This is a genomic window from Bacillus massilinigeriensis (genome assembly GCF_900117315.1).
Lineage (GTDB): Bacteria > Bacillota > Bacilli > Bacillales > Cytobacillaceae > Bacillus_BE > Bacillus_BE massilionigeriensis.
Genome location: NZ_LT630337.1, coordinates 1,805,544 through 1,817,527 on the forward strand (window position 1 = coordinate 1,805,544; position 11,984 = coordinate 1,817,527).

General features: G+C 35.1%; 13 protein-coding genes and 1 riboswitch. Of the genes, 3 read left to right on the plus strand and 10 right to left on the minus strand.

What is annotated here, in order from left to right; all coding sequences use genetic code 11:
* The first annotated feature begins 92 nt into the window (after positions 1–92).
* Both BQ6100_RS08930 and BQ6100_RS08935 read left to right on the plus strand, forming a co-directional pair.
* The gene (locus BQ6100_RS08930) at positions 93–746 is read left to right on the plus strand and encodes a DNA-3-methyladenine glycosylase family protein (protein ID WP_075981331.1); all 654 of its coding nucleotides are present in this window, start codon (positions 93–95) and stop codon (positions 744–746) included.
* Between the two features lie 78 nt (positions 747–824).
* A complete protein-coding gene (locus tag BQ6100_RS08935) occupies positions 825–2,081 on the plus strand; it encodes an MFS transporter (protein ID WP_075981332.1) in 1,257 nt (418 codons plus the stop codon).
* A gap of 67 nt (positions 2,082–2,148) precedes the next feature.
* On the opposite strand, the gene BQ6100_RS08940 is transcribed toward BQ6100_RS08935, so the two are convergent.
* On the minus strand, positions 2,149–2,883 hold the full coding sequence (locus BQ6100_RS08940) for a glucose 1-dehydrogenase (RefSeq protein ID WP_075981333.1): 735 nt from the start codon (positions 2,881–2,883) through the stop codon (positions 2,149–2,151).
* 318 nt (positions 2,884–3,201) lie between these two features.
* On the opposite strand from BQ6100_RS08940, the gene BQ6100_RS08945 reads away from it, so the two are divergent.
* Entirely contained in the window at positions 3,202–3,561 is a 360-nt protein-coding gene (locus BQ6100_RS08945; RefSeq protein ID WP_075981334.1) for a Lin0512 family protein, read from the plus strand.
* Positions 3,562–3,637: 76 nt separating this feature from the next.
* Here the strand turns inward: BQ6100_RS08945 and BQ6100_RS08950 are convergent, their stop codons facing one another.
* The 9 genes from BQ6100_RS08950 to BQ6100_RS08975 form a co-directional block, all read right to left on the minus strand.
* The gene (locus tag BQ6100_RS08950) at positions 3,638–5,098 is read right to left on the minus strand and encodes a protein adenylyltransferase SelO (RefSeq protein WP_075981335.1); all 1,461 of its coding nucleotides are present in this window, start codon (positions 5,096–5,098) and stop codon (positions 3,638–3,640) included.
* A 352-nt stretch (positions 5,099–5,450) separates the two neighbouring features.
* A complete protein-coding gene (locus tag BQ6100_RS08955; RefSeq protein WP_173719821.1) occupies positions 5,451–6,269 on the minus strand; it encodes a histidinol-phosphatase in 819 nt (272 codons plus the stop codon).
* Between the two features lie 188 nt (positions 6,270–6,457).
* Entirely contained in the window at positions 6,458–7,543 is a 1,086-nt protein-coding gene (locus tag BQ6100_RS08960) for an SH3 domain-containing protein (protein ID WP_075981336.1), read from the minus strand.
* A 226-nt stretch (positions 7,544–7,769) separates the two neighbouring features.
* Positions 7,770–9,065 carry an NCS2 family permease gene (locus BQ6100_RS08965; protein WP_075981337.1) on the minus strand — a complete coding sequence of 432 codons (1,296 nt, stop codon included), beginning with the start codon at positions 9,063–9,065 and terminating at the stop codon, positions 7,770–7,772.
* A 78-nt stretch (positions 9,066–9,143) separates the two neighbouring features.
* A riboswitch (purine riboswitch) is annotated at positions 9,144–9,245 on the minus strand.
* A 102-nt stretch (positions 9,246–9,347) separates the two neighbouring features.
* The gene (locus BQ6100_RS08970; RefSeq protein WP_075981338.1) at positions 9,348–10,145 is read right to left on the minus strand and encodes a Cof-type HAD-IIB family hydrolase; all 798 of its coding nucleotides are present in this window, start codon (positions 10,143–10,145) and stop codon (positions 9,348–9,350) included.
* A gap of 236 nt (positions 10,146–10,381) precedes the next feature.
* On the minus strand, positions 10,382–10,522 hold the full coding sequence (locus BQ6100_RS21440; RefSeq protein ID WP_173719822.1) for a hypothetical protein: 141 nt from the start codon (positions 10,520–10,522) through the stop codon (positions 10,382–10,384).
* Between the two features lie 172 nt (positions 10,523–10,694).
* Positions 10,695–10,817: a hypothetical protein gene (locus BQ6100_RS21835; RefSeq protein ID WP_261798575.1), complete on the minus strand. Its 123-nt coding sequence runs from the start codon at positions 10,815–10,817 to the stop codon at positions 10,695–10,697.
* A gap of 91 nt (positions 10,818–10,908) precedes the next feature.
* Entirely contained in the window at positions 10,909–11,085 is a 177-nt protein-coding gene (locus BQ6100_RS20940) for a hypothetical protein (protein ID WP_235816509.1), read from the minus strand.
* A 281-nt stretch (positions 11,086–11,366) separates the two neighbouring features.
* Positions 11,367–11,843 (minus strand): DinB family protein, encoded by a 477-nt coding sequence (locus tag BQ6100_RS08975; RefSeq protein WP_075981339.1) that lies wholly within the window; start codon positions 11,841–11,843, stop codon positions 11,367–11,369.
* Positions 11,844–11,984 lie beyond the last annotated feature (141 nt).

Below are 11,984 nucleotides of genomic sequence, written 5' to 3' on the forward strand. Positions count from 1 at the left end.
AGACACTCGCTTTTAGCCAAATAAATCCTATATAATTTCCATAGAATTCATTCCATCAGGAGGGAAAAAAGAGATTCGTTCTCTGTCTGCTTATGAAAAAACAAACAATCATCTTCACTCAATCTACTAGAGCAGTAAAATCATTAATCGATAACGATGAACCATTAAGAAAATTAATTATGAAAATTGGGGACATAGAGCTTAAGTTAGATAACAATTATTTTGAATCACTTATTATGTCTATCATTGGACAGCAATTATCTTCGAAAGCAGCAAAAACTATCCGTAACCGAGTTCGTTCCCTTTCTCCTGAACTTACACCCGAAAGTACAAAATCACTTTCATTTGATGAGCTTAGAAACGCTGGTCTTTCAAAGGCAAAAATTACTTACACATATGATTTAAGCGAAAAAATCCTTTCCAAAGAGATTGATTTTGAAAATATCCATCGTTTCAGTAATGACCATGTAATCAAGGAGCTGACAAAGGTTAAGAGGATTGGGAAATGGACGGCCGAAATGTTCCTAATATTCTCATTGGGAAGATTAGATGTACTATCTTTAGGGGATTTAGGATTACAACGAGCTTGTAGGTGGTTATATAAGATGGCTGAACAGCCTAAAGGGAAATATCTTGAAACTCACCAGTCCCGATGGGAGCCCTATTTTAGTGTTGTTTCATTATATCTATGGGAAGCAATAGATTTAGGACTTGTGGATTCTGGAAAAAACTTGGATGAATTATGATTTAATAATTGTATTTGAAATATTTTATATTGTATAATTATTTTCGCTATACATATTCTTTCTAAGAGGTTAATCAACATGAAACTGAAAATGTTACATCCAAATGTAAAAATCCGATTATTTGATGTCTTTATCAATAGTTTATCCAGTTCAATGTATTTGCCCTTTTTAAGCATTTACTTTGCTTCACGTTTTGGAACGGAACTTACCGGGATATTAATGATTATTACAGTCATCTTTAGTTTTTGTGCAGGTTTATATGCAAGTTACTTTTCAGATTTATTAGGCAGAAAGAAAATCCTTCTTGGTGCAGCTATTGCAAGAACTCTTGGCCTAGTTCTGATGGTTATTTCAAATACTCCAATCTTACATTCTGCCAGTATTACCTTTTTTGCTGTTTTAATTGTTACTGCAAGTGGTGGAATTACTGAACCAGTCGCAGAGGCAATGGTTATAGATGTCACAACGAATAAAAATAGAAAATCTGTTTATAGCTTAATGTATTGGTTTACCAATCTCTCTATTGTTTTTGGGACAATGGCTGGTGGATTTCTTTTTTCTACTCACCTCTTAATTGTATTATTTATTTCTTTCATTCTTTCAATCGTCTCCATTTTTTTGATTTTATTCTTTATAACAGATACATATAAACCAACTAGAGAACGGGTGGTTGATTCACGTTGGGCTATTTTAAAGGATATTGGGTTACAATACAAACATGTAAGCATGGACAAAACCTTTATGATATTTTCCTTTGCGACCCTCCTATTTTTCACTCTAGAATACCAGATATCTAATTATGTTGGAATCCGACTGGCAAAAGAGCTCCCACATCAAAGCCTGATTAACTTTGGTTCTTTTAATTTAAACATTGATGGTACTAGTATGTTGGGAATATTAACTGCGGAAAATACCATTCTAGTCGTGACTACTACCTTGATTATTGGAAGATTGATAACAAGGTTTAATAGTTTAAGTGTCTTGGTATTTGGGTTACTGATTTATACTGGTGGAACCTTTGTATTAGGCTTTAGTAATGGGCCAATTTTATTATTGATTGCTGGTTTCATTGCAACCATTGGTGAAATTATGTTTTGGCCAATCAGACAGACGTATTTAGCTGATCTTATCCCTGAGAATGCAAGAAGTTCGTATATGGCTGTTAATTCTTTAGTTGGTAGAGGAGGATCTATCATTGCCTCTCTTTTCATTACCATCGGTGCATTTGTTACTCCGATGGTCATTAGTTTCTTGTATGTGGTAATTGGTTTGATGTGTATTTGGCTATTTGTTGTTTCTATACACAAAATAAATTTTACTAAAGAAAGCACCTAATTTTCTTAAGCAGTGGAAAAAGGTCAAAAAAACTGGAGTTTTCTTAAGACTCCAGTTTTTCTACATATTATTGAGCCGTTAGCCCACCGTCTACAACGAATTCAGAACCCGTGCTATAACTTGATTCGTCAGAAGCTAAGTATAATACTAGATTTGATACCTCTTCTGGTTTTGCAACTCTTCTATTTGGAATGAATTTTGCAAACTCTTGAATCGCATCCTTTGAATCCTCTTGCATGATCATTGGTGTTTCAATGACCCCAGGATGAACAGAATTTACTCGGATACCGTAGTGAGCAAGGTTTAGAGCTGCAGCCTTTGTCATTCCCCTTACTGCAAATTTTGAATCGGTATACCCTATCGCTCCACCAACAAGACCGTTAATAGATGAAACATTTATTATAGAACTAGCCTCGCTTTTTTTCATGGATGGGATAACAGCTTTCATGCCCAAAAAGACAGAAATCTGATTGATATCAATAATTCTTCTATATTCCTCTTCAGTGATTTCTTCAATAGATTTATTCAAGCTAATACCAGCATTGTTTACTAACACATTGACTGGTCCAAATGTATTTTCAGTTTCAGTTACAACGGTTTCCCATTCGGCTGCTTTTGTCACGTCATGTTTGATAAATTTCACATTTTCTCCAAGCTCATTGGCTAAAGCTTGTCCTTCTTGTTCGAGAATATCAGTAAATACTACCTTTGCGCCTTCATTAACAAACATTCGAACATGGGAGGCCCCCATTCCTCTTGCTCCACCAGTAATAATCGCAACTTTTCCATTTAGTCTACCCATTTTTTAACCTCCTGAAATAGTATGAACTACAATTAAAATTATAATTTTTTAATGGCTTTTATACAAAAATTAGTAATTAACTAATGACTATATCATTGATGAATACTAATCTTTTGTTCATGCTTTCGTCATATAATGTAATAGTCCAACCTCATACAGCTTGACATATATAATCCCTTTTCGATTACGAGAAAAAATGAGCATTATTTTTGAAATCTTTTATAATTGTATATTCGATTGCTGAAAATATATCCCAAGCTCTTCTAAAAAGAGATAAAATAGTAGGTACTAACAAAATGAAAGGAAAGTGAAACAGTTATGGAAAAAATCATGTTTATCGAAACAGGAATGGGGATTGATGTCCATGGGCAGAACATTACAACGGCAGCTGTTCGAGCAGTAAAAAATGCCATCCATTATAATTCCATGCCTGGAATTCGTTCCGTACTACCTGGAAATAGTTTAGATAACATGAAGGTTCATGTAAAACTTGCCGTTCCTTGTGACAAAGAAACCCTTGATATTGATTCGGTAAAAGAAGCTTTACCGTATGGACAAGTAACTGTAGAGATTATGGATGGAGGAATGATGACAACTAGTGGAATCGTCTTAGAAGATAAAGGAGACAAAAATGATTTGATGTACATAGTCGTTGCATCGGTTGAGGTTGGGTATTAATAATAACAGGAATATGAAAATGAGGCTTTCCTTAGTACAATTTTGGGAAGGCCTCATTTTTTTCTGTTACGATTTATCATGTACCACAGAAGGTTCGGTATGGTTGATTGGATGGAGGCGGCGGTGTGCAGTAATCCTTTTGCTCTGGTGAGTATTCGTATGGAGTTGAAAGAACATTAAGTAGCTTCTCCATCACACGATAGTCTCCTTGTTGTACTGCAGCATCAAGGGCTTCTTCCACCCGATGATTCCGTGGTATGACTGCAGGATTGCTATTTTTCATCAGCCTTTCTGAAAATTCCTTTGATTCCTTCTGCCTCTTCAGTCGTGACTGCCACTGATCATACCACTTAGTAAATTTCTCTTTTGTAAAGAAACTAGACTCCTCGTGTCTCTCTAGGGTTAACGCTCGGAAGGTGTTCGTATAGTCTTCACGATACTCTTTCATCATATGAAGTATATCATTAATTAAAGACTCATCTTGTTCCTCTCTGTTAAATATTCCTAGCTTTGCTCTCATTCCTTCAAGCCAATTGGACTTATAAAGTTTAGGAAAATCAGAAATCGCTCCTTGTGCTATTTCAACAGCCTGCTCCTCTTTATCATGAAATAATGGTAGTAGAGTTTCTGCAAATCTAGCGAGATTCCATCCAGCTATCGACGGCTGATTCCCATAAGCATAGCGACCATCCCTATCTATTGAGCTAAATACAGTTGCTGGATCGTAAACATCCATAAATGCACATGGCCCATAATCAATCGTTTCCCCACTTATCGTCATATTATCAGTGTTCATCACCCCATGGATAAAACCAACCAGCTGCCATTTTGCTACGAGCGAAGCCTGACGTTTTATGACTTCCTTTAGTAGGGAAAGATATTTCTCTTTGTCATCCTTGATTTCTGGATAATGTCGGTTAATAGTATAGTCAGCAAGGATTTGAAGCTCCTCTTTTGTACCGAAGTAAGCTATATATTCAAAGGTACCTACACGTAAATGACTTGCCGCAACACGGGTAAGTATGGCACCAGGCAGCTTCGTCTCGCGATTAATAGATTCTCCGGTTGTTACCACAGCCAAGCTTCGTGTCGTAGGAATCCCAAGGGCGTACATTGCTTCACTAATAATGTACTCTCTTAGCATTGGTCCAAGAGCAGCCCGACCATCCCCACCTCTGGAATAAGGCGTTCTACCTGAACCTTTTAACTGAATATCAAACCTTTCACCTGAAGGGGTTATTTGTTCCCCAAGCAAAATTGCCCGGCCATCTCCAAGCTTTGTAAAATGACCAAATTGATGTCCGGCATAGGCTTGAGCGATTGGCGTTGTTCCTTCAGGAGCCTTGTTTCCTGCAAATACATTGATACTATCCTCACTTTTTAATTCCTGACTATTTAATCCTAATGAGGTTGCCAGCGATTCATTGGCTATGATTAATTTGGGTGATTTGACAGGGTTTAACCCTTGACTTGAGAAAAATGTTTCCGGTAAACGTGCATAACTATTGTCCAAGTTCCATCCAATTTCCTTTGTCATCGTATCTCCTTTTTTAGCTTTTGTCTTCTTCAAATATGAAGTGAGTGATTTGGTGGCTATCGCGGATATAATTAGATAATCGCGGATAAATTTGATTTATCGCGGATATATGAGAATAATCGCGGATATATCTGATTTATCGCGGATATATGAAAATAATCGCGGAAAAGCATAATCAAATGATTGTTTTCTCATTCCCTCATCGGTCCAAAGCGCCCCAATTAATAATTGGGCCTATATTTCCTCCTTGATTTCACTACTTTTCCCATTAAAAGTATCCTCTTTTTATGAAATTCCACTAATATTTGTTCAATTTAATATACAAAGACATGTCTTTTAAACCTTCCACAACTCATAAAGGTGCAAAATACCTCTTTTTCTCCTTAAAATAAGCCCATTCCTTAAAACCGATTTCTTTAATCTTTTGTTTTACAAGTTCAAAATCATCGCCCACACGTTCTGGATCATGGGCATCGGAACCGAAAGTGATATGAACTCCATAATGTTTTGCCAGCTCGAGGATTTCATCTGCAGGATACCAGCCACCACTATCCTTAGTCTTTCCAGAGGTATTTACTTCTATCGATATGTCGTATTCTCCAATAACTTTCAACGTTTTTTCAATGGCCTCTGTTTGAATGGACGAGAAGGAAGGATAATACCCCTTCATTGCATCTATATGACCTAAAATCTGGAACATCCCACTTCGAGCGGATTGTTCGATTAAATGGTAGTAGTTTTCCTTCGTTTTAACTTTTTGTTCATTTGTTAGGCCTTCCCATCGCCCCTTTTTAAATATGCCAATTCCATCAACATGATGAACAGATCCGATAATATAATCGAAAGGATACCGGTCATAATATTGACGATACACCTCTACCTGCTCAGGAAAAAAGTCAGATTCCACTCCAAGTAGAACATCAATCTTTTGCTGATATTCTTGCTTAAATTGCAGTACCTCGGATATGTATACTGGAAATTGACTCTTGCTCATGGCTATATGGGGAAAAGGATGATCCTCCTCACTTGAAAAATAAGGTGAGTGATCTGATATACCAATCATATCCATTCCCTTATCTATGGCTGCTTCAATATAATCGCGAATTTTTCCTCGGGCATGTCCACAACGATCATGATGTGTATGAAAATCAAATTTCACATTAGTTTTCATCTGGTATAGACCCCTTTTCATTTTCATTTATGTTTTTGTCACTTTTAACATACTCAAGTGGATAAATAATTAATCTTTAAAATGACCTGACAAAAAGAGTTAACCGTTGAAAGCGATTAACTCTTTTTCACATTATCGATAGTAAAGCTTTTACATTTATAGCAAGTTTATCAATTCTATCCTTCGAGCTAATTTATATATTCTACATCAGAAATTCCAGATTGTTGAATCACAAATTTCCCATCTTCTTTTATGATAGAGTGGAGAGCAGTATTAATGTTATTTCTATATTCATAGCCCTGCTCAACGTAGGTAGCATTAATTTTGGTTTTTACTTCTATAATAACTTCCTTATTTGTCATACTTAAAAATTTTATATCCATGATTTCATACTTTAAATCATAGTGATTAAATATTCCCTTAAGTTTCGCAACCACTGCCGGATTATTACGTTGGGATTTTGTAATGTCCTGCATATAAGCGTTAATATTCTCTAGTTCAGAGTTCTTTGTATTTCGAGTAATTAACTTCTCAATTTCCTTCTCATCCACAATGATTTCTTTTTCAGTCTTTTTCTGAGCTAACTGAAGCTCAACTGTTTTACCATGCTTTACTAAAACTAATCCAACTCCAGGTGCATAATAGGAGGTATCTCCTGATTTTAATTGCTGTAGTTCAATACAGTTTTTAAAGGTACCAGCTGTTGTTTTCACCGTTTTTGTAAGTGAGGTAATCCTTGTAGTTTCATTTTTATAAGTTACCTTTTTCCCTACATACAAAGGATAGCTCAATCTCTCCAAAGCTTGATTTCCTTCCTTTTCTTCTAAAGCAGCCTTAGTTTCTCTTTCGGTCAATACAACTACCTTTCCATCCCTAGTTTTCCATACATTCCAACCGGATTTTGCATGTGAATATTTTAGACTAAGAGTAGCTCCTTCTGAATCCTCGTATGTATATACCTTTGTTTTATCCAATAAGAAGGAAATTTTCTTTGTTATTTTTAAATGTTTTGTAGCTACGAAGGCCTTCTTATTTTTAAAATATACTTCTGACCAACCACTTTTTGTTTTTGCATAAACATTAACAATGCTCCCTTTTTTAAGGGTACCAACCGTTTTTGACTTCGAAGAGGCCTTCTCCTTTATACTTGTACTGCTCACTTTTACAAACCCAGAATAGGTGGTAGCTGCTTCGGTATCAGTTACAACTGGAGAGAGAAAACTTAAAATTAAGGCAAGAGTAATCAAAATTTTAAACCAAAAACCATTTTTCATTATATATCCCCCTAAGGTTTTTGATCATTAAAGACCTTCCTCAATAATAAAAGGGAAAATGCCTAATTATGACCAATTAATAATAGTTTATGATAATTTAATATTGAACAGCAATACGATTAATGAACTAAAACTTTAAGTTTTTTTGACAGTTTGAATAGATAAATAGCCTTATAGAAACTAAATAAGGGAGCTCAAAAGCTAATTAGCTCGAGCTCCCTTTTTATTAAATAACATACACAAAGTAACCAATAAAGGTTAAACAAAGAACATACATGATTGGGTGGACTTCCCTCATTTTATTCATTGCAATCATACTGATTGGATAAAGAATAAATCCAAGGGCAATTCCTGTTGCCACACTGTAGGTCAATGGCATCATAATAATCGTTACAAAGCATGGGATGACAATGGCAAAATTGCTCCAAGAAATCTTGCTAATTTCAGTTGCCATCAGGGCTCCAACGATAATTAGAGCTGGTGCCGTTACCTCAGGAGTGACAATTGATAAGACAGGTGCGAAAAACAACGATACTGTAAAACAAGCTGCAATAATAATCGATGTAAAACCAGTTCTCCCTCCAACAGCAATTCCAGCTGAAGACTCAACAAATGATGCAGTCGTCGATGTACCTAAAATAGACCCTACAATCGTTGACATCGAATCAGCAAGTAGTGCTCTTCCTGCATTAGGGATCTCATTATTTTTCATTAACCCGGCTTGACTTGCAACGGCAATTAATGCACCAGCTGTATCAAAGAAAGCCACGAACAAAAAGGTAAACACAACGGCCAGCAGTTTTGGAGATAGAAGATCATCCAAATGACTTAAAGCAACACCAAAAGAAGGCTCAAGACTCGGAACTTTTCCTACGATAGCTTTAGGGGTATCAATAATTCCAAATACCACTCCTATCACAGTTGATATGACCATCCCGTAAAAGATTCCACCCTTAACTCCTCTATTTAATAAAATAATAGTTATAATAAAACCAACAACGGCAAGTAAGGTTGTACTCGATTTCAGGTTTCCTATGGCTACAAAAGTAGCTTCGTTTGAAATAACTAGTCCCGCATTTTTTAATCCAATAAATGCAACAAAAAATCCAATTCCACCAGCAATGGCATGTTTCAGATCCTGTGGAATGATATTGATAATTTTTTCACGGATTTTTAACAGGCTAAGAATAAAAAATAAAATTCCTGCAATAAATACACCAGTTAATGCGGTTTCCCAAGGGATGTTCATTCCAATGCAAACAGTAAAGGTAAAAAAGGCATTAATGCCCATGCTTGGGGCAATTCCAATGGGATAATTTGCAATTAGTCCAATGAGAAGAGAGCCTATGATGGCAGATAATGCTGTTGCCGTAAATAATGCCCCTTTATCCATACCTGTCTGACTTAAAATAACTGGATTAACAACTAGAATGTAAGCCATAGATAAAAACGTCGTAATCCCCGCAATGGTCTCCTTTTTAAAGGAAGTGTTCCGTTCGGAAAATTGAAAGTAATTCTTCATGGTAGTAGTTCCTCCGAATCTAGTAAATTAAAAAAATCCCCCAGCATGCTGCCGGAGGATCTGCAAAGGACAATAATAAATTACAATATTGCCCCTTGTAGACAGGCCATTTACGGCAGCCTGGTAGAGACGTTCAAGCCATATTCTTGAACTTATACAAGGTTTTTCGTTATTAAATTAATAGAGTTAATCTTAACAAGGTTAAATTTGTGAGTCAATATAATCGGATAATTTCAGGCAATTAAGTTTATTAGAATAGTTATTATGCATCATACACAAGACTTATCTTGTTATTGCGAATTTCTTTATCACTTCCGCTACAGCATCCTGATGGTTGAATCCTGCAACATAATCTGCCTTTTGAATTAATGTAGGATGAGCATTCGAAACAGCAACACCTACATTCGCATTGTTAATCATGTCCAAATCGTTTAAATTATCACCAATGGCGATTGTGTGTGTTTTCTCTATTCCAAGAATGTCAATTAATTTATTCATTGCCACACCCTTTGAAATGCCTTGTGGCAACAATTCAAGAACATCGTCTTGGGAATAAACTAGATTCAGCTCAGAATCCATGTCTATCAGACGACTTTTTAATTGATTTAATTTAGAATTTTCACCGATTAATACTATTTTAGTGAAAGGATTATTTGTGAGGGGTTCAATTTTTTCTACTTTAGGGAATACTCCATCCTGCAAGGAAATGTTATAGACCTTCTCATTCATGTATGGTGTATAGACTTGCCCTTCCTGGTAAAAAAGGAAACCAAGGTCGTGTTTTTTGCATGTTGTTATTAGCTCGTTCACAACTGATTGTGCAAGGGTAATTGTTGATTCCCATATGACCTGCTTTGTCACAGGATCATAAAGTTTCGCTCCATTACATACAATTATAGGAATTTGAATGTCCAATTTCTCCAAATAGGTCTTAACGGACCTTTCCTCTCTTCCTGTAGCTAAAGTAAAAAATCCTTGATGTTCCTTTAACTCATGAATTGCCTTCAAGTTCACGTCACTTATGTCATGTTGATCATTCAGCAAAGTTCCATCCATATCTGATACAACTAAAGTTTTCAAGTTCTTCACTCCTACCAAGGTTGCTGTGACTAAATTTTTCTATTGTTACAGTGTACCACACATAATCAAGATAAAATTTGAACTAATCATGAAATAAATGAAAGGTTTTATAAAATCACAGAGCAAAACTTCATTTATTACATATAAACAAAAATAAAAACCCTGTCTAGTTTTTATTAACTAAGCAGGGTTAAGGTTTCCATTCTATTTTCGTTTTCGTTTGAATCACTTCCAGTTTATAATGTGGCATATTTATTGTATTCATTCAATTGTTCTTTGGTTAAATACTTAACAAATTGATAGATACTCAAAGATTCGACTCCATTATTTTCACATGCAGCCTTATAATACTCATATGCTTTTTGGTACATTTCCATATTCATTTCCCCTTTAATGCTGTTATATAACAACTTAATATTATTAAAATTAATATATAACAGATTACTGCTCTCGTCAACAAATTTTTTTACAATATAAACATTCCGAAAAATAATTAAATGCTGCTCAATGATCGTAAAAGTGACCTTGAACAGCATTCAGTTTATTTTCTTATTTTGGCTTTTTTTGAGCTCTTAAAGCAACTTTTTCAAGTCCGTTTCCTCTTTCTTCAGCAAATTCTATATCTGCTTTTGGTAGAGCATTATTATTTTTGTTCTTCTTATTTTTCGCCACTTTTTCACCACCCTATTTGTTTATCTTAGTTATTCCCAATGAGTTAGGTCTTAATAAGAAAATGGACTTCCTAGTTTACTTTGATTGAACCCTACGTATTTTCTTCAAACTTAAAGCTATTCCAGGTGAATTCTTTTTTTACAAAGGCTTCAACAAACGGAAAAAATGGATAATACCATCTGGCTTCCTGCACAAACATCTGTACATATTTGTCATCCCTCGCTTCAAGCTTCTTCCTTTCTTCCGGATAATGTTGCAAAGCTAGCACTGTAAAATTTGTAAAAATTGAAATTGCTACTATTTGTAAGTTACAAAATTGGACCTACCATACTTCCAAACATGGTTTCAAGTCAAATTCAACATTCTGAAGTATTAGTCAAGAGGTTAAACGATAAGAATTTCGGAAGAACAATTGATTTTCTCTACAAGCCTCATTTAAAAAGAATTGCAAAAGAAATCATCTTATTCTCAAAGGAATTTGTTCATTAAAATAAGAGGTTTCCCCATATGATGCTTGGATGTTATGGGGAAAACCTCTTAAACTAATCTTTAATATTGATCCTTCGAACGTAAATAGAAAATATAATCTGTGGATATACTCTTGTAACCTAAAGAGCGAATCATTGCAGTTATATTCCCTCTATGATAGGTTCCATGATTGATGATATGGATAAAACAATCTTCTATCTTATTTTCAAATTTCTTTCCTGTTGAATTATTATATACAGCCACATCTCCTATGTCAGATTCTTCTAAATATCTTTTCAGGTGACTATGGAGATACTTAAATTCTTCTTTTGCTTCCTCAATACATAAAAATTCAACCTTCTTCATTGTCAAATTGTTGCCCTGAAGCCTATCTAACCAAAGTCGATCAATCGTATAGATATGTTCAAACGTCTCTTTTATTGAATGAAAGACGCTGTCAATTTCTTTTGAAAACAATTCCTTAGGTAATTCGTCTAGATGATTCAACAACTTTTCTGTCGCCCACGTATGATAGTCGAAGAAACTCAAAATATTCATCAAATCTTCACCTCACGATTTTTATAAACCTTAAATCAATAATAACTACCAAACTGCTTTAATGGTAATAGCTTTTCAGAATGAGGTAATAACTTAAAATGATAGGTGAATTGGTAATTTTCCCTTCTTAAATACGATTCT

Coding starts and splice junctions, on each gene's coding strand:
- BQ6100_RS08930 (WP_075981331.1), top strand. CDS start 93: ATGAAAAAACAAACAATCATCTTCACTCAATCTACTAGAGCAGTAAAA.
- BQ6100_RS08935 (WP_075981332.1), top strand. CDS start 825: ATGAAACTGAAAATGTTACATCCAAATGTAAAAATCCGATTATTTGAT.
- BQ6100_RS08940 (WP_075981333.1), bottom strand. CDS start 2,883: ATGGGTAGACTAAATGGAAAAGTTGCGATTATTACTGGTGGAGCAAGA.
- BQ6100_RS08945 (WP_075981334.1), top strand. CDS start 3,202: ATGGAAAAAATCATGTTTATCGAAACAGGAATGGGGATTGATGTCCAT.
- BQ6100_RS08950 (WP_075981335.1), bottom strand. CDS start 5,098: ATGACAAAGGAAATTGGATGGAACTTGGACAATAGTTATGCACGTTTA.
- BQ6100_RS08955 (WP_173719821.1), bottom strand. CDS start 6,269: ATGAAAACTAATGTGAAATTTGATTTTCATACACATCATGATCGTTGT.
- BQ6100_RS08960 (WP_075981336.1), bottom strand. CDS start 7,543: ATGAAAAATGGTTTTTGGTTTAAAATTTTGATTACTCTTGCCTTAATT.
- BQ6100_RS08965 (WP_075981337.1), bottom strand. CDS start 9,065: ATGAAGAATTACTTTCAATTTTCCGAACGGAACACTTCCTTTAAAAAG.
- BQ6100_RS21440 (WP_173719822.1), bottom strand. CDS start 10,522: ATGGAAATGTACCAAAAAGCATATGAGTATTATAAGGCTGCATGTGAA.
- BQ6100_RS08975 (WP_075981339.1), bottom strand. CDS start 11,843: ATGAATATTTTGAGTTTCTTCGACTATCATACGTGGGCGACAGAAAAG.